The organism is Pseudomonas urmiensis (genome assembly GCF_014268815.2).
Lineage (GTDB): Bacteria > Pseudomonadota > Gammaproteobacteria > Pseudomonadales > Pseudomonadaceae > Aquipseudomonas > Aquipseudomonas urmiensis.
In genome coordinates this window covers 87,848-104,552 of sequence record NZ_JABWRE020000001.1, presented here as the reverse complement: position 1 = coordinate 104,552, position 16,705 = coordinate 87,848, and the positions used below count along the sequence as shown (strand labels likewise).

Sequence of the window (16,705 nt, the reverse complement as noted above, 5' to 3'; positions counted from 1 at the left end):
AAGACATCATTCAGCCACTGCCTTGAGCCTTCCTGCCCGGCGATACGATTGCCGGGCAAAGCACACGAACAACCCTGCCATCAACGCCAGGGCCATCGGCAAGCCGTGCGGGGCAACGCCCATCGCCGCGCCACTGACCAATGGCCCGACCAGGCTGCCGACGCCCCACAGCAAGCCGACGCCGGCATTGGCCGTAACCAGGTCCCGGCCCTTGAAGCGCTGGCCGATCAACACCAGCGCCAAGGTATAGATGCCACCGGCAACCGCGCCCAGCAGCACCAGCATCGGCCACAGAAGCCAGGTCAAGTTGAGCAGCCACGGCAGAGCGATACCGATCGCCATCGCTATCAAACCGCACAGCAAATGCAAACCGGTCCGCTCGACCCGGTCAGCCAGCCAGCCCAACGGCAACTGGAACAGCATGTCGCCAGCGAACACCACGGTCACCATCAGTGCCGCCACCGCCACGGCAAAGCCATGGCTGCTGGCGTATACCGGCAGCAACGACAGCACCACGGCGTCGAAGAACGAGAAAAACAGCACGGCCACGCACAGCGCCGGGGCCACGCGGAAGAACCCGGCCAGGGTGAAGCTCTTCTCGCCGTCATCTTCGTGCTGCACATGGTCGTTCGGCACGGTCACCAGGATGCACAGCAAGGCCAGGCCATAGCAGGCCGTCACCACGCCGGTGACCCAAGGGCTGTTGGCACCGACCACCGCCAGCATCGCCGGCCCCAGCACCTGGAACCCGGTGAAGCTAGTCGCATACAAGGCCATGATCTTGCCGCGATTGTGCTCAGGGCACAGCTCGTTGACCCACGACTCGCCAAGGATGATCGCAATCCCCATGCCCAGGCCCAACCCCAGGCGCAGTAGCGCCAGCAGCCAGACCGAGGAGAACGCCCACTCCAGCAAGCCAATGCTCAAGGTGCACAGGCTAAAGCACAGCAGGTAGATGGTGCGCCGGGTCAGGTGCCGGCAGCAGGCATCGACCATGAACGCCGAAAGCATCATGCCCGCTGCCGGAATGGCCGACAGAATACCGATCTCAAGGGTGCTCGCGCCCGCCTCATGCAGACGCAACGACACCAGCGGCAGGCTCGCCCCCAGGCTGAAACCCACGACCGAAACGGCGAACAACAGGCCCGCCAGCAAACGCATGTTCATTACCACTCCTTGCAAGCCGACGCACCCAGGCCTTGCTGGCCCGGTCGGCTTAAAATCACTGAAAAATGTTCGCACGCAAACGCCCGCAATCACGCCGGGGAGGCGTTGGACGCAGGCACGCGGATCAGCTCAGGACAAGGTGTGGCGAGAAGGTGAAGGCAAACAGCACGCTGCGTCGCCGCTTGAGCACCGTGTCGCTCGGCCAGGCACGCCGACAGGCCTGGGCAGCAGGCTGGCGGGCTTGGAGGAGACGCTGAGTACGGCGCATTGCATCGACTACGCAGGTAAAGAGGAGGCGGCACTCTAGGCCAAGGCTGATCGATTCGTCAATTGTTGGGACCGCGCGATCCTTGTAGGCGCTGGCGTGCCTGCGATGGAGCGCGAAGCGGTCCCAACAATCTCAGCGCTTAGCAGTAGACGGCAAAAACACCGCCAACAAGCCAAACAGTGGCAGATACGAGCACAACCCATACACATACTCGATCCCGCGCAAGTCGGCCACATAGCCGAGCAGCGCCGCGCCAATCCCGCCAAAGCCAAACATCAGGCCGAAGAAGATCCCGGCAATCATGCCGACATTGCCCGGCACCAGTTCCTGGGCATACACCACGATGGCCGAAAACGCCGAGGCGAGGATAAAGCCGATCACCAGGCTCAGCACCGTCGTCCAGAACAGGTCGGCATACGGCAGGGCCAGGGTGAACGGCGCCACCCCAAGAATCGAGAACCAGATTACCGCCTTGCGCCCGATGCGATCACCAATCGGCCCACCGAAGAAGGTCCCCGCCGCCACCGCACCGAGGAACAGGAACAGATGCAGCTGGGAGCTGGCCACCGACAGGTCGAACTTCTCGATCAAATAGAAGGTGAAGTAGCTGGTGAAACTGGCCATATAGAAGTACTTGGAGAACACCAGCAGGCCGAGCACGATCAGCGCAGCGATCACCCGCTGGCGCGACAGGCCATGGGTCGCCTGCACCGCCTTGCGCGCCTTGGCCTGGTTGAGGTGGGCCTTGTACCAGCGGCGCAGCATCAGCGTCACGGCAAAGAAGAACAACCCTGCCAGGCCAAACCAGGCGACATGGCTCTGGCCGAACGGAATGACGATCGCCGCCGCCAGCAACGGGCCGAACGCGGAACCGGCGTTGCCCCCGACCTGGAAGGTCGACTGAGCCAGGCCAAAGCGCCCGCCCGAGGCCAGGCGGGCGATACGCGAGGTTTCTGGGTGGAAGGTCGAGGAGCCGATGCCGACCAGCGCCGAGGCCAGCAGAATCATCGGGAAGCTGCCGACAAACGCCAGCATCACAATCCCCACCAGCGTGCACAGGGTGCCCAGCGGCAGCAAGTTAGGGGTCGGACGCTTGTCGGTGAAAAAACCTACCCACGGCTGCAACAGCGAGGCGGTGATCTGGAACGTCAGGGTGATCAGGCCGATCTGGGCGAAGCTCAGGTCGTAGTTGGCCTTGAGCATCGGATAAATAGCCGGCAGCACCGACTGGATCAGGTCGTTGATCAGATGCGCCAGCGCGCAAAAGCCGATGATGCGCATCACCAAGGGGTTGGCGCCTTGGGCAGCCGACACAGGGGTGGTGGTCTGGGTACTACTGATGGCCATGGGCTAGATATCCGTCCGCAGGTTTGGGATCAGATTATCGGGAAACAAATAGATACATAGCTAGCTTTTTTGCCACCGGTCCGCCACGCACTTGTAAATGGTTCTCAATATATTTAGCATCCATGGCACATTGCCCTGCCACCATTGCGCGACTACGCCCTTTTTCGCGAGCAACCCGACCATGAGCCCGATGCCCGCCCTGCAGCTTCAGCCCGATCCCGAACGCGAGGCGCTGGAGTGGTTCTCCCGCCTGCGCCAGCCCGGTAGCGACGAGCAGCTACGCCGCGCCTTCGCCGCCTGGTGCCAGGAGCCTGACAATGCCCGTGCCTATGCCGAACTCGAGGCGTACTGGCAGCAGCTCAAGCCGCCCACAGCGCGGCCGCGGCCACGCCTGCTCAAGGCCCGTCGCAGCCATCTGGGCAAGGTTTTGGCGGCACTGTTCCTGTGGCTGCTGGCAGCCCTGGCCTACCTCTACTGGCCGCTGATGCAGCGCCTTGCCAGCGAGCTGCATACCGCCAGCGGCGAGCGGCGCAGTGTGCGCCTGGCCGACGGATCGACCCTGCACCTGGACAGCGCCAGCGCGATGAACGTCGATCTGCGTGGCCGCACCCGCCAATTGCATCTGGTGCAAGGGCAAGTCTATCTGGAGGTGATGCTCGATGGCCGGGCAATGGAAGTACAGGTCGACGATGCGCGGATCCAGGTGTTTGGCACTCGCCTGATGATCGCTCGCACGCCCGCGCACGACGAACTGGTGGTGCTCAACGGCAAGGCGATGGTTATTCAGGGGGGCGACCAACGCATGGTGTCGGCCGGCGAACGGGTGACCTTCTCCGACAGCCGCATCGATCCGGTACAGAAGATCGACGCCAAGCACGCCGATGCCTGGCGCAACGGTCACTTGCTGGCCAAGGACGTGCCATTGGCGCAGGTCCTGCAGCGCTTGGCCGGCTACCAGGGCAAGCGCGTCTGGCTGATGGATGAGCAAACCGCCTATCGCCGCGTCAGTGGCGACTTCAACCTGGATCGTCCGGCAGAAAGCCTGGAGCAGCTCGCCAGCGAACAGCAATTGCAGCTGCACAGCCTGCTTGGGCAGTGGCTGATCGTCCGCTGAATCGGCCCTAGCCGGCTAAGCTTTTGAAAGCGTGTAAATTTTTTTTGAAATGAGTGTTGACAGAGGGGCGTTTGAAGAGAATAATGCGCGCCAGTTGGCTACATAGCTCAGTTGGTTAGAGCATAGCATTCATAATGCTGGGGTCCGGGGTTCAAGTCCCTGTGTAGCCACCAAATTCGAAAAGGGCTTACCGCAAGGTAAGCCCTTTTTCTTTGTCCGGGCAAAAGCCATCAGCGCACGCCTGACACCATCACCGCCAAGCCCAGGCCAATCAGTGCTACACCTATCAGCCGATCGACCACCACCTGCCGCTCGATCATGGCCTTGCGCAAGGCTGCACTGGAAAAGAACACCGCCACCAGGCTGAACCACAGCCAATGGGCCACGGACATGAATGCGCCATAGGCGAAGTCCACTGCCAATGGGCTACCTGGCTGGACCACCTGGGTATAGGCACTGACCACGAACAGCATGGTCTTGGGGTTTAGCGCGTTGGTCAGAAAGCCGCTGCGCAATGCCATCCACAGGCTTGCACTGTCATCCTGCCCGAGCCCATCAAGGCGAATCCGCGTGGTGTTGGTCAGCGACTTGTAGCCCAAGTAGATCAAGTAACCCGCCCCCAGCACTTTCATGGCCAAAAACAGCGCCGGGCTTTGGCTGATGATCACGGCAATCCCCAGCACGGTGTACAGCACATGCACCTGCACGCCCAATGCAATGCCCAACGCGGCTGCCAGTCCAGCTTTGCGGCCCTGTGCATAACTGCTGCGGGTGACCATGGCAAAGTCCGCGCCCGGGCTGATGACAGCCAGGATGGTAAACAGGGCGACGGCGATCAATTCATTCACAGGATATGTCCTCGATAGACGATGAAAATGCACAGAGCGCTGATTATCGAAGGCTTATCCACAGGTAAAAATCGATTTATAGTGCGACTAATCTGCTAGTTTTATTCACACATTATCTTGTCTGTACCGGCATCATCGCGGGGCCGCTCCTACAGAAATGACATGGCCCCCGTGGGAGCGGGCTTGCCCCGCGATGAGGCCCGCACAACCGACGCCAAAAAAATGAAAACACCCCCACTTAACGCCTTTCGCTACTTCGACATCGCCGCACAAACCGAGAGCTTCGTGCGCGCCGCCGAGCACCTGCACGTCACCCACGGTGCGGTCAGCCGCCAGGTGCGCCTGCTTGAAGAGAGCCTCGGAGTGGCGCTGTTCGAGCGGCGCAACCGGGCGATTTTCCTCACCCCCGCCGGGCGCGATTTGCACGCCGCGACCCAATCGATCTTCGAGCAACTGCAAAGCGCCGTGCAGCGCGTGCAGCAACTAGAGCAGGACAAGGTGCTGGTGCTGTCCTGCGAGCCGACCATCGCCATGCGCTGGCTGATCCCCCGCCTGCCCGGCTTTCACGCTGCCCATCCAGATATCCAGCTGCATCTGGTCGCGGCCGGCGGCCCGGTGGATTTCGCCCGCGGCGGCATCGACCTGGCGCTGCGCCGCGATGATTTTCACTGGGACCGCCAGCTGCACAGCCTGAAGATCTGTGACGAATGGGTCGGCCCGGTCTGCCGCCCAGGCCAGGATCAGCGCCTGGATGGCCAACGCCTGCTGCACAGCCGCACCCGGGCAGACGCCTGGAGCAGTTGGCTGCGCTTGAGCAAGCAACACGCCCGGCATACCGAGCGCAGTGACTATGAGCATTTTTATCTGTCGATCCAGGCCGCCAGCGCCGGTCTAGGGCTGGCGATCGCCTCGGCGCTGATGGTGCGTGACGAGCTGGACAGTGGCCAGCTACAAGCCCCATTCGGCTTCCTGCGGGACGGCTCGGCCTATCACCTGCTCAGCCCGCAACCGCTGCAAGACGGCAGCCAACGGCAACGCTTCGCACAATGGGTGATCAACCAATGCCAGGCTTGCCTGACTCACTTGGGCTTGACGCAGAACGACGAACCAGCGCTGCCATCACCACCCCAGGTTCGATAGCCCGCCGTGTCGATATGAATGCGCCCCGACGGATAGCGACCCAAGCCCATGTTCCAGGCCTGGCCGTGTTGCTGCCAGAAGCTGCACAGTGGATTGGGATCGGCCCAGGCGGGCAACAACAGGTCGACCGCGAACGCCCGGGTATGCGCGCTACCCACCGCGCCCCCGGCGCAGGCGTTGAGGCGGGGGTCGCGATAGGCCGAAACCACCTCGAATTGGCGCAGCGCGCCCCGGTCGTCGAGGGTCTTGATCAAGGCCAGGGTCGAGCGTACCGCCGGCCACTGGCTGGCGGGCGGTACGGCGAAGGGTGAAGCCCGGCACAGGCGCCAATCAGAGGCTGAACGCAGCAATTGATGGATCGGCACGATGCCGTAGAGGCGAGCATCGACCAGCATCTGGCGAAACGGCCGGGTCTGATGGTCTCCCGCCCATTGGGCGAACATCCACAGGTCGCGCTCGTCGGCCTGGGTGACAGCAGCGCTCAGCAGACCCGCTGCCAGTATCAGTTTCCTTGCTCGCCCCATCCCTGCCCCCCTATCCGTCGGCTGCCTGAGATGCAGTTAAGCACGGCGAGCCGCTGCGCGACTCGTTCGCGGGCAAGCCCGCATCCACAGGGATGTGTGTCGTCCTGGTGCGGGCTTGCCCGCGAACAAGCCAACCCTGCTCAGGCAATACTCAGGGGCTTTACTCCAATGGCCGCAAGCGATACTGCGGCGGCAACTGGGCAAAGCCGCTGATGGTGGTGTCCAGGCTCTTCCAGCGGCCATCCTTGATGCCATAGATGCAACCATGGATCGACAGCTCCTGCCCCCGGTGCCAGGCATTCTGGACGATGCTGGTGTGCGCCACATTGGCCACCTGCTGGATCACGTTCAGCTCGCACAGACGATCGACCTGCGCATCGATGCTGTCCAGCTTGGCCAGCTCGCCACGCTTCTCGTAGTACAGATCGCGGATCGAGCGCAGCCAGCCATCGATCAGGCCCAGCTGACGGTCCTGCATGGCCGCACGCACCCCGCCGCAGCCATAGTGGCCGGTCACCAGGATGTGTTTGACCTTGAGCACCTCGACCGCGTACTGAATCACCGACAAGCAGTTGAGGTCGGTGTGCAACACCACGTTGGCGACGTTGCGGTGCACGAACAGATCACCCGGCAGCATGCCGACGATCTCGTTGGCCGGCACCCGCGCATCGGAGCAGCCGATCCAGAGAAATTCAGGCGTCTGCTGGCGGGCCAGCTTGGCAAAGAAATCGGGATCGCGCTGGGTAATGGCATCCGCCCAGCGCTGGTTGTTGTCGATCAATTCCTGCAGGTCGTGCATGGTCTTGCCTCATCAGGTTATGCCTGTGTGACTCGACCTACCCCCGCGGGGTCACTCTTCGAATAGAGTGCAGGCCATCACCAGGGCGTCTTCGCGTCCGCCAGCCATCGGGTAGTAGTCTCGACGCCGACCGACTTCGTTGAATCCGTAGCGTTCGTACAGGCGGTAGGCCGACTGGTTGCTGGCGCGTACTTCCAGGAAGCACTCGCGGCCGTTGAGCTGATAGGCCCGTGCCATCAGGTGCTCGAGCAGGCGCAGGCCCAGCCCGCAGCCCTGGTTTTCCGGCTTGACGGTGATATTGAGCAGATGCGCCTCATCGATGATCACGTTGATCACGCCATGTCCAACCTGCTGCTGACCGTCGAACATCAGCCACACTTCATATGACTTGAGCGCATCCTGGAAGATTCCACGGGTCCAGGGATGGCTGAACGCGGCATATTCGATCTTAAGCACGGCATCCAGATCCGCCTCGGTCATCGGGCGGAAACTGATCGAATCACTCATTCAACGCTCTTCCAGCGCGCCATCAGCTGGCGCATCGCTTGCCAGACGTCCGCTTTGCGTTGCGGCTCGTCCATCAACAGTTCAAGACCAGGCAAGGCCCAGGCATCGCCCAGACCGTCGACCTTCAGTTCTTGGTAATAGGCTTCAGTCTGAACTTCAGCGGCAAAGCGCAGCGCTGGCAGGCCGACCAGCCACAGGCAGGTGCAGGGGGTTTCTTCCAACCGCGCCTGGATAAAACCCTGGACGAAATCGCGGGCGGCGTCCGGGCCTTGGTCCATATTGCCGCGCACCAGCAGCGGCCAGCGCACCGGCTCGCCGATGATTTGCGGCGCATCGGGCAGACCGGCGGCGCGCAGCATGTCCTTGAGCAGCAGGTAGGACGGGTCGCGGCTCTGGAACGGCTGACCGGTGGCAAGCTCGACCAACAGCAGGCAACTGCCGGCGCGCAGCAGCTGCAAAGCAAAACGTGGCGGTGGCACCGGTGCCGGGCGTACCCCAGGCGCGGTTTCTTCGGCCTCGACCGCCTTGGGCGCAGGCTTGGCGGTGCTGGCTGGGCGAGGTATCTCGATTTTCGGTCGTTCGCCGGAGCGCGCTTGTGGCGCAGCTGGCGGCGGCGTAGCGCTGGGCGCGGCAGGGCGGACGTCGAACTCGATGTCCTCGACTGGCGCCTGCGGCAACAGCAGCTCCGGGCGCGACGGCGCGGCGAACGGCAGTTCGGCGCGCGGCAGCCAATGCACCACTTGCATGGCGCAAAGGTAGGCGCGGCGGCGGGACTCGATCAGCACAGCACGGTCATCCAGGGAGAAGTCAGTCGGCCATTCTACCGCCCTTGGCCCGCTTGCGCCGCTACTGGCTGGCGGAAATTTGTTGCCTGTACTGCCGCCATCGCGGGGCAAGCCCGCTCCCACGCGGCTCCTACGTATCTGTCCCGCGATAAGGGCGCTGCAGACCCTGCAAATCCTCATTACAGACCAAGGGGTGAAATCCTCCCCCCCGGATGCAGTACAATCGCCGCTTTTAACTTGGCAACGAGTCGACCCGCCAATGATCGAACCCAAGCGCGTCCTGCGCGCCCTAGCCGAACACTGGGCATTGATCGAGCCGCTGTGCGAGCGTTTCGACCAGGGCACCCTGAGCCTGATCGAGCTGCGCCAGCAACTGGGCCGCCAGCAGGTGGAAAGCACCCCGCAGGACATCACCCAGCTACTCGATGTGTGGATCCGCCTGGATATCCTGGTGCCGGTGGCGAAAAGCCCGAACCGTTTCGAGCTCAACGCCCAGATCCACGACTTCCTCGCCTACCTGCGCCGCGAACACCGCCTGGGCCTGTGCCTGGAGATCGAAGCCTACCTGCGCCACCTGGAGCGGTTGGCCGGGCATATCCAGGACGCCTTCGACAACCGCGACAGCGACGATTTGGCGCGCCAGCTGCGCCTGCTCGACATGCGTGTGCGCGACGTCCTCAAGAAGCTCGACAACGACGAGCAGGCGCTGGTCGCCGTGGCCGAACGGGCCAAGACCAGCAACCGCCAGATCCCCCTGCGTCAGCGCTATGCCGAGGTCCTGGCGACCTGGGACGAGTACGTCGAGCCGATGATCCAGCTGGTCAACGCCGACGGCGCTTTCGAGCAAGGCGTGCGCAAGGTCGAGACCGTGCTGCTGCGCCTGCTCGGCGAACAGGCGCGACTCGGTCACCTGGTCGATGACGACATGTTGCTGCGCACCCACGCGCGCATCCTCGAGATGCAGACCAGCGCCCAGCTGACCCTGCGTCACGCCCGCGAGCTGCTGCTGCCGCTGCGCGAAGAAGCGCGCCGGCATAACGCCGTGACCCGTGGCGCCGCCCTCGCCCTTTCGGTGATCCGCCGCAAGGGCATCGACGCCGTGCCACAGGCGGCGATGCCGATGTTCACCCGTCCGCAGAGCACCTTCCTCGGCAGCGCCAGCCAGGTCGAGGCCTACGTCTATGCCCTGGCCCGCTTCGAGCCCAAGCCTGCGCGCTTCCCCAAGGCGCACAAGACCAACAAGGGCCCGGCACCGCGCGCGCCGCGCACAGTCAAGGAAATGCTCGAACGCTGCCAGGACGCCCTGCCCCTGCCCGACCTGATGGTCTGGCTGCTGGAGCAGGAGCCCGAAGGCGCCACCGACGAACTGCTGTACTGGTTCTCGCGCCTGTCGCGAGAAAAGCGCTTCAGCCGCGAACGCCTCGAACGGCGTGACTACACCACCCGTGAACACCTGGTGAGTCTGCGCTCGTTCGCCCTGACCGCACCATCGCCTGAATCCAACGCGAGCCCAGCCAATGCATCTTGATCTTTCCGAACTGTCCCAGCTCGCGCCGATCTTCCGCGAGCTGTTCAAGGGCTTCCATGTCAGCCGCCGCGACCCGGAGCTGTACGCCCAACTGTCGAACTTCCAGGACCAGTACCGCACCCTGTTCAAGGCCCTGGGCTTCGAGCTGGTGTGCGATACCCGCGGCTTCTACTATTTCGTTCCGGAGCTGGCTGCCGCGCAGGTCAACAAGACCGCCCAGCGCCTCTCGCTGTTCACCTTCATCCTGGTCGAGCACCTGGCCGACCAGGGCCGCGACCCGATTGCCGTGCTCGATGGCGGCAGCATTGGCCGCGATGAACTGCCGTCGCTGCTGGAAAAATACCGCGACCTGTTCATCCAGGCCGAAGTGCAGACCGTCGACGAGCTGGAAGAAAAGATCCTGCGGCGCATGACCCAGCTGGGCTTCGCTCATGAAGAAGGTGGTATCTACCGCTTCCTGCCGCCGATGCACCGCTTCCTCGATGTGTGCCTGTCGGTCCAGCAGGACCGTGACCTGGCCGCCACCCTGCACAGCGACCTGCCCCTGCCGACGCCGGTACTGGTCGAAGAAGAAAGCCCCGAGGAGCTGGCGCGCACCGACGACCCGCTCGACCTGAGCCCGTTCGACGGCGAGGAAAGCGAAGAAGACGCCCTTGCCCGGGCCATCCGCGAAGAGCAACAGGAGATTGACGCATGAGCCAGGAACGCTACGGCATCCGCCGCTTCGCATTGCTCAACACCGCCGGCTACAGCCTGGGCCTGTTCCCCCTGGAACACCCGCTGTCGGTCTACGGCGCCAACAACCTGGGCAAGTCCGCCTCGATCAACGCCTTGCAGTTCCCGATCCTGGCGCGCATGTCCGACATGAGCTTCGGCAAGTACAGCCTGGAGCAGTCGCGGCGCTTCTACTTTGCCAGCGACACCAGCTACATCCTCTGCGAACTGAACCTGCCGCACGGCCCGCACGTGATCGGCGTGGTCGGCCGCGGCCCAGGCGGCGGTTTCGGCCACCAGTTCTTCGCCTACCAGGGCGAGCTGGACCTGGCCCACTACCAGAAAGACGACACCTGCCTGCGCCAGAAAGAGCTGTTCACCAACCTTGAGCGCAACGGCCTGAAGGCCTACGAGCTCAAGCCAGACGAGCTGCGTCGACTGCTGGTCGGCGGCCACACCTCAGTGCCGTTGGACCTGACCCTGATCCCGCTGCGCTCGACCAGCGAACAGAGCCTGAAGACCTTCCGCGCCCTGTTCATCAACCTGCTGCACATGCGCGAGATCACTGCTGCCAAGCTCAAGCAGCTGTTCCTCGATGCCTTCGAGCACAGCCTGCGCTCGGGTAGCGTCGACTACATCGCCGCCTGCGAAGAAGCCTTCCGCGACGTACGCCGTATGGAAGGCGACTACAACGCCCTGGTCGCTGCCGGGCCACTGGTCGAGGCCCTGGCTGGCGGCGTGGCCCAGCGCGACATCCTGCGCGGCAAGCTGCATCGCCTGTCGCCGCTGCTCGACAACCTGCTGGGCACCTGGCAGGACTACGCCATGGCGCGCAAGGAAGAGCTGGTGATCCAGTCTGAGCACTACCGCGCCGAGCAGGACCGCCTGCAAAACGACCAGCGCGGCGGCACCCAGGAGCTGATGCGCCTGGAGCGCGAGATCACCGGCATCCAGCGCTGGTTGGGCGAACTGTCGGTGCTCAAGCATCGCTTTGCCCTGGTCACCGACGTCAAGGTCCTGGAGCAGCAGTTGCTCGCTGCCAAGGACGCCCACGATGAGCTGGCCGGCGCCCTGGCCCAGTCGCGGCAGTTCTCTGCCGAAGACCTCGACGAGCGCGTGCGCGATCTGGAAAAGCGCGTCAAAGCGGTCAAGCAGCAGCTCGACCACGCCGACAACAACAGCTACGCCCGCCTGCGCGAAGAGTTCTCGCAACAGGACGTCGACCGCCTGATGCGCCTGTTCAACGGCGCCCTGTTCAGCCTGCCGCTGGGCGAGCGCGGCATCGAACTGGACGACAGCGACCTGTGGGTGAAATCCCTGGAAGCCGTGCTCGATAGCTTCAAGGGCGAGCGTTTCGAAGCGCCTGGCCTGTCCATCGACCTGTCGCACATCGATCCGCCAGCGTTGCAAGCACTGGCCGACCGCGCCGCCCTGCGCGACCAGAAAGACCGCCTGGATCGCGAGCTCAAGCAGCTCAGGACCCAGCAAGCAGTAGCCGCTGACCGTTCGGCGAGCAAGGCCCAGACCGAAGCCCTGTACCAGCAGGTACTGGATGCGCAGAAAGCCCTGGAAGACTTCCGCCGTACTGAAACCCTGAGCGCTGAAGAGCCGGAGAAGCTGGAGCAACTGAGCCAGCTGGAAGCGGCCCAGGACGAGCTCAAGCGCTCCAGCGATGCGTTCACCGAGCGCGTTCAGCAGCTCTCGGCCAAGCTGCAACTGGTGGGCCGGCAAATCGCCGACCTCGAAGCCAAGCAACGCACCCTCGAAGACGCCCTGCGTCGTCGTCAGCTGCTGCCGGCCGACCTTCCGTTCGGCACGCCATTCATGGAGCCGGTGGACGACTCGATGGACAACCTGCTGCCGCTGCTCAACGACTATCAGGACAGCTGGCAGGGCCTGCAACGGGTCGACAACCAGATCGAGGCGCTGTACGCCCAGGTACGCCTCAAGGGCGTGGCCAAGTTCGACAGCGAAGACGACATGGAGCGTCGCCTGCAGCTGCTGATCAACGCCTATTCGCACCGCACCGAAGAAGCCCTGACCCTGGCCAAGGCCCGCCGCGCCGCGGTCACCGACATCGCCCGGACCTTGCGCAACATCCGCAGCGACTACGACAGCCTCGAGCACCAGCTGGCCCTGTTCAACCGCGAGATCAACAAGCGCCAGGTGTCCAACCTGGAGAGCTTCCGCGTGGTGCTGGCGCCGAACAAGGAAGCGCTCAAGCACATCGACCAGATCATCCACAGCGCCGGCCAGTACGAAGAAGGCGAAACCCTGTCGGTGTTCGACCTGACCCAGAGCGCCGACCAGGATCACAAGAACGAAGAGGCCAAGGAGTATCTGGCGCGGCTGGTGGCGGCCAACCACAACCAGCTGGGCCTCAAGGACCTGTTCGAACTGGCGTTCGAGATCACCAAGATCAACAGCCAGCCGGTGATCCACGCCGACATCGACGGCGCCGCCTCCAACGGCACCACCATGACCATCAAGGCGCTGACCAACATGTACTTGTTGCTGCACCTGATGGACCGTGACCTGGCCGGACGTATTCGCCTGCCCTACTACCTCGACGAGGCGGCAGACATCGACGAACGCAACCAGGCGGCGCTGCTGGAAACCAGCCAGCAACTGGGCTTCGTGCCGATTCTGGCGAGCGTCAAGCCGCAGGTGTCGGCGCGGGTGGCAATCGATCTGGAAGGGGGTAGCGGGCCCAATGGTATCTACATCGACGAGTCGGACTGGAAGTACATCAGCCGCATCGATGAAGTGAAGGCCATCGTTCGCGAAGATCAGGCCGAAGAATTGGCCTGATCAGGGCGTAGAACCCTCGCGGGGCAAGCCCGCTCCCACGAAGCCCACCCAGCATGGCGGGATGGCATCGTGGGAGCGGGCTTGCCCCGCGATCATTTCAACGCAGTCTTACTGCGCCCACGGCACGATCGGAATCGCCGTCACCGCATTTTGCGGGCTGCCTTCGATCAGGCGGTCGCTGTACACCAGATAGACCAAGGTATTGCGCTTCTTGTCGAGGAAACGCACCACCTGCATGGTCTTGAACACCAGCGAGGTGCGTTCCTTGAACACTTCCTCGCCATCCTTGAGTTCGCCCTTGAAGTTGATCGGCCCAACCTGGCGGCAAGCAATCGACGCCTCGGCGCGATCCTCGGCCAAGCCTAAACCACCCTTCAAACCCCCGGTCTTGGCCCGCGACAGGTAGCAGGTCACGCCCTCGACCTTGGGATCATCGAACGCCTCGACGACAATCCGGTCATTAGGCCCGACGAACTTGAACACGGTGGACACCTGGCCAACTTCCTCGGCACTCGCGACCATCGGCAGCGCCAGCGCCGCCACGGCAATCAGCCTTTTCAACACAGTCATTTCCTCAGACCAGAACCAGGTTATCGCGGTGCACCAGCTCAGGCTCGGCGCTATAGCCGAGCAGGGCTTCGATGGCATCGGACGGCTGGCCGATGATCTTCTGCGCCTCCAGGGCACTGTAGTTGGCCAGGCCGCGCGCGACCTCTTGGCCATCAGGGCCGACGCAGACCACCATCTCGCCACGCCGGAAGCTGCCTTGGACGGTTTTCACCCCAACCGGCAACAGGCTCTTGTTGGCCCCACGCAGGGCCTGTACGGCACCGGCGTCGAGCACCAGGGTGCCACGGGTCTGCAAGTGGCCAGCCAGCCACTGCTTGCGCGCCGCGAGCATGCCGCGCTCGGGCGACAGCAAGGTGCCCAGGCGCTCGCCGGCCTTGAGCCGATCTAGCACGCGCTCGATGCGCCCGCCGACGATGATGGTGTGGGCGCCGGAACGCGCTGCCAGACGCGCAGCGCGCAGCTTGGTCTGCATGCCGCCACGGCCCAGCGCACCACCGGTGCTGCCAGCCACGGCATCCAGCGCCGGATCATCGGCGCGCGCTTCGAAGATCAGCTGGGCATCGGGGTTGTTGCGTGGGTCGGCGTCGAACATGCCGTCACGGTCGGTGAGGATCACCAGCAAGTCGGCTTCGACCAGGTTGGCCACCAATGCGGCCAGGGTGTCGTTGTCGCCAAAGCGGATCTCGTCGGTGACCACGGTGTCGTTCTCGTTGATCACCGGCACCACACCCAGGTCAACCAGGGTGCGCAGGGTGCTGCGGGCATTGAGGTAACGCTTGCGGTCGGAAAGGTCGTCGTGGGTCAGAAGAATCTGCGCGGTGTGCTTGCCGTGCTCGCCGAAGCTCGACTCCCAAGCCTGCACCAGGCGCATCTGGCCCAGCGAAGCAGCGGCCTGCAGCTCGTTCATCGCGCTCGGTCGCTTGCTCCAACCGAGCTGGCTCATGCCGGCGGCCACGGCTCCGGAGGAGACCAGCACCAGTTCCACGCCTGCTTCGCGCAAGGCCACCATCTGCTCGACCCAAACACCCATGGCGCCGCGGTCCAGGCCCTTGCCATCCGCGGTCAGCAGGGCGCTGCCGATCTTCACGACCCAGCGCTTCGCGCCCGTCACCTTGCTTCGCATCTTCTTCCAACCTATGTCGAATCTGTAGATACCAAAACGCCGCTCATTTGAGCGGCGTTTAGTGTACTGCAACCGGTCAGTCGCGCACGTAAATGATTTCCGGACCGTCTTCGTCGTCCTCGAAATCATCATCCCAGTCGTCATCGTCGCCGATGTCATGCACGCTCTTGACGCCAGTGCGGCGCAGAGTGCGGGCATCGTCCAGGGCCTGCAACTGAGCACGGGCTTCGTCTTCGATACGCTGATCGAGCTCGGCCAGCTCTTGGGCGTAGGCCGGGTCGTTGGCCAGGCGATCGGCGCGGTCTTCGAGATAGCGCATCAGGTCGCGGCTGAGCTGCTCGGTACCCTGCTTGGAGATGGCCGAGATCACGTAGACCGGACCTTCCCACTGCAGGCGATCGACCACTTCCTTGACGCGCTCGTCGCGCTCGTCGTCCATGATCATGTCCGACTTGTTCAGCACCAGCCAGCGCTCGCGCTGGGCCAGCGACGGGCTGAAGCTGGTCAGCTCGTTGACGATCACTTCAGCGGCATCGGCCGGGCTGGTTTCATCCAGCGGCGCCAGGTCGACCAGGTGCAGCAGCACGCGGGTACGGGCCAGGTGCTTGAGGAAGCGGATACCCAGGCCGGCACCGTCGGAGGCACCTTCGATCAGGCCCGGGATGTCGGCGATGACGAAGCTCTTCCAGCGGTCGACACTGACCACACCCAGGTTCGGCACCAGGGTGGTGAACGGGTAGTCGGCGACTTTCGGCTTGGCGGCCGAAACTGCGCGGATGAAGGTGCTCTTGCCGGCGTTGGGCAGACCGAGCAGGCCGACGTCGGCCAGCACTTTCATTTCCAGCTTCAGGTCACGCTGATCACCCGGCTTGCCTGGGGTGGTCTGGCGCGGTGCCCGGTTGGTGCTGGACTTGAAACGGGTGTTGCCCAGGCCGTGCCAGCCGCCTTGGGCGACCATCAGCTTCTGGCCAGGGGCGATCAGGTCGCCGATCACTTCCTGGGTCGAAGCGTCGATCACCGTGGTGCCGACCGGTACGCGCAGGATCAGGTCTTCACCTTTCTTGCCGGTGCAGTCGGTGCTGCCGCCGTTGGCGCCGCGCTGGGCTTCGTGGTGACGGGTGTAGCGGTAGTCGACCAGGGTATTGAGGTTTTCGTCGGCGATCATGAACACCGAGCCACCGTCGCCACCATCGCCACCGTTGGGGCCACCGTTCTCGATGAACTTCTCGCGGCGGAAGCTCATGCAACCGTTACCGCCATCACCGGCTTTGACCCGGATCGATACTTCGTCAACAAACTTCATAAAAACCGCCTCTCGTCAGGTGACGAGCTGAAATGACTCAAAAACATGAGGCTCTTGCAAAAATGAGCGCGGCGACCCCGATACGCAGAGACCAACGCCGGCAGCCCAGGCAAACAGCTTTGCAAGAGGCTCACCACAAACGAAAAAGCCCCGTCGC

Annotated in this window: 15 protein-coding genes and 1 tRNA gene; 6 read left to right on the top strand and 10 right to left on the bottom strand. The window is 63.5% G+C overall.

Annotated elements, in window-relative coordinates; genetic code table 11:
* Window positions 1-6: 6 nt before the first annotated feature.
* Both HU737_RS00455 and HU737_RS00450 read right to left on the bottom strand, forming a co-directional pair.
* Window positions 7-1,167, bottom strand: coding sequence for an MFS transporter (locus tag HU737_RS00455; protein WP_186554215.1), 1,161 nt, complete (start codon window positions 1,165-1,167; stop codon window positions 7-9).
* A 400-nt stretch (window positions 1,168-1,567) separates the two neighbouring features.
* Window positions 1,568-2,782, bottom strand: a complete 1,215-nt coding sequence (locus HU737_RS00450; protein ID WP_186554216.1) for an MFS transporter — start codon at window positions 2,780-2,782, stop codon at window positions 1,568-1,570.
* A gap of 190 nt (window positions 2,783-2,972) precedes the next feature.
* Between HU737_RS00450 and HU737_RS00445 the strand changes: the two genes are divergently transcribed.
* Entirely contained in the window at window positions 2,973-3,896 is a 924-nt protein-coding gene (locus HU737_RS00445; RefSeq protein ID WP_186554302.1) for a FecR family protein, read from the top strand.
* A gap of 96 nt (window positions 3,897-3,992) precedes the next feature.
* Window positions 3,993-4,069, top strand: a tRNA-Met gene (locus HU737_RS00440).
* A gap of 57 nt (window positions 4,070-4,126) precedes the next feature.
* Here HU737_RS00440 and HU737_RS00435 read toward each other — a convergent pair.
* Window positions 4,127-4,744 (bottom strand): LysE family translocator, encoded by a 618-nt coding sequence (locus HU737_RS00435; protein WP_186554217.1) that lies wholly within the window; start codon window positions 4,742-4,744, stop codon window positions 4,127-4,129.
* Between the two features lie 222 nt (window positions 4,745-4,966).
* Here HU737_RS00435 and HU737_RS00430 point away from each other — a divergent pair, with 222 nt between their 5' ends.
* Window positions 4,967-5,884, top strand: coding sequence for a LysR substrate-binding domain-containing protein (locus HU737_RS00430; protein WP_186554218.1), 918 nt, complete (start codon window positions 4,967-4,969; stop codon window positions 5,882-5,884).
* Here the strand turns inward: HU737_RS00430 and HU737_RS00425 are convergent.
* The 4 genes from HU737_RS00425 to HU737_RS00410 form a co-directional block, all read right to left on the bottom strand.
* Window positions 5,824-6,408 (bottom strand): D-Ala-D-Ala carboxypeptidase family metallohydrolase, encoded by a 585-nt coding sequence (locus HU737_RS00425; protein WP_186554219.1) that lies wholly within the window; start codon window positions 6,406-6,408, stop codon window positions 5,824-5,826. The two genes, HU737_RS00430 and HU737_RS00425, sit on opposite strands and share 61 nt — an antisense overlap.
* 160 nt (window positions 6,409-6,568) lie before the next feature.
* Window positions 6,569-7,207, bottom strand: a complete 639-nt coding sequence (gene can, locus HU737_RS00420; protein WP_186554220.1) for a carbonate dehydratase — start codon at window positions 7,205-7,207, stop codon at window positions 6,569-6,571.
* A 51-nt stretch (window positions 7,208-7,258) separates the two neighbouring features.
* A complete protein-coding gene (gene rimI, locus HU737_RS00415; protein WP_186554221.1) occupies window positions 7,259-7,714 on the bottom strand; it encodes a ribosomal protein S18-alanine N-acetyltransferase in 456 nt (151 codons plus the stop codon).
* Window positions 7,711-8,499, bottom strand: a complete 789-nt coding sequence (locus HU737_RS00410) for an energy transducer TonB (RefSeq protein WP_186554222.1) — start codon at window positions 8,497-8,499, stop codon at window positions 7,711-7,713. Before HU737_RS00410 ends, rimI begins: the two co-directional genes overlap by 4 nt.
* A gap of 259 nt (window positions 8,500-8,758) precedes the next feature.
* Here HU737_RS00410 and mksB point away from each other — a divergent pair, with 259 nt between their 5' ends.
* From mksB to mksF, 3 genes are read left to right on the top strand one after another with little or no spacing between them, the layout of a single operon-like run.
* Window positions 8,759-10,027: an Mks condensin complex protein MksB gene (gene mksB, locus HU737_RS00405; protein WP_186554223.1), complete on the top strand. Its 1,269-nt coding sequence runs from the start codon at window positions 8,759-8,761 to the stop codon at window positions 10,025-10,027.
* Entirely contained in the window at window positions 10,017-10,724 is a 708-nt protein-coding gene (gene mksE, locus HU737_RS00400) for an Mks condensin complex protein MksE (RefSeq protein ID WP_186554224.1), read from the top strand. Before mksB ends, mksE begins: the two co-directional genes overlap by 11 nt.
* Window positions 10,721-13,552: an Mks condensin complex protein MksF gene (mksF, locus tag HU737_RS00395; RefSeq protein ID WP_186554225.1), complete on the top strand. Its 2,832-nt coding sequence runs from the start codon at window positions 10,721-10,723 to the stop codon at window positions 13,550-13,552. The genes mksE and mksF overlap by 4 nt, the downstream gene beginning before the upstream one ends.
* 108 nt (window positions 13,553-13,660) lie before the next feature.
* Here the strand turns inward: mksF and HU737_RS00390 are convergent, their stop codons facing one another.
* The 3 genes from HU737_RS00390 to cgtA all read right to left on the bottom strand — a co-directional run bounded on the left by HU737_RS00390 (window position 13,661) and on the right by cgtA (window position 16,548).
* A complete protein-coding gene (locus HU737_RS00390; RefSeq protein WP_186554226.1) occupies window positions 13,661-14,122 on the bottom strand; it encodes a CreA family protein in 462 nt (153 codons plus the stop codon).
* Between the two features lie 4 nt (window positions 14,123-14,126).
* Window positions 14,127-15,245: a glutamate 5-kinase gene (proB, locus tag HU737_RS00385; protein ID WP_186554227.1), complete on the bottom strand. Its 1,119-nt coding sequence runs from the start codon at window positions 15,243-15,245 to the stop codon at window positions 14,127-14,129.
* A gap of 76 nt (window positions 15,246-15,321) precedes the next feature.
* Window positions 15,322-16,548 (bottom strand): Obg family GTPase CgtA, encoded by a 1,227-nt coding sequence (gene cgtA, locus HU737_RS00380; RefSeq protein ID WP_186554228.1) that lies wholly within the window; start codon window positions 16,546-16,548, stop codon window positions 15,322-15,324.
* Window positions 16,549-16,705: the final 157 nt, after the last annotated feature.

Bases quoted from the DNA above. Each gene is read 5' to 3' on its own strand.
- cgtA (WP_186554228.1), bottom strand. From the start codon at position 16,548: ATGAAGTTTGTTGACGAAGTATCGATCCGGGTCAAAGCCGGTGATGGC.
- can (WP_186554220.1), bottom strand. From the start codon at position 7,207: ATGCACGACCTGCAGGAATTGATCGACAACAACCAGCGCTGGGCGGAT.
- mksE (WP_186554224.1), top strand. From the start codon at position 10,017: ATGCATCTTGATCTTTCCGAACTGTCCCAGCTCGCGCCGATCTTCCGC.
- HU737_RS00455 (WP_186554215.1), bottom strand. From the start codon at position 1,167: ATGAACATGCGTTTGCTGGCGGGCCTGTTGTTCGCCGTTTCGGTCGTG.
- HU737_RS00445 (WP_186554302.1), top strand. From the start codon at position 2,973: ATGCCCGCCCTGCAGCTTCAGCCCGATCCCGAACGCGAGGCGCTGGAG.
- rimI (WP_186554221.1), bottom strand. From the start codon at position 7,714: ATGAGTGATTCGATCAGTTTCCGCCCGATGACCGAGGCGGATCTGGAT.
- HU737_RS00425 (WP_186554219.1), bottom strand. From the start codon at position 6,408: ATGGGGCGAGCAAGGAAACTGATACTGGCAGCGGGTCTGCTGAGCGCT.
- HU737_RS00430 (WP_186554218.1), top strand. From the start codon at position 4,967: ATGAAAACACCCCCACTTAACGCCTTTCGCTACTTCGACATCGCCGCA.
- HU737_RS00390 (WP_186554226.1), bottom strand. From the start codon at position 14,122: ATGACTGTGTTGAAAAGGCTGATTGCCGTGGCGGCGCTGGCGCTGCCG.
- proB (WP_186554227.1), bottom strand. From the start codon at position 15,245: ATGCGAAGCAAGGTGACGGGCGCGAAGCGCTGGGTCGTGAAGATCGGC.
- HU737_RS00450 (WP_186554216.1), bottom strand. From the start codon at position 2,782: ATGGCCATCAGTAGTACCCAGACCACCACCCCTGTGTCGGCTGCCCAA.
- mksF (WP_186554225.1), top strand. From the start codon at position 10,721: ATGAGCCAGGAACGCTACGGCATCCGCCGCTTCGCATTGCTCAACACC.
- mksB (WP_186554223.1), top strand. From the start codon at position 8,759: ATGATCGAACCCAAGCGCGTCCTGCGCGCCCTAGCCGAACACTGGGCA.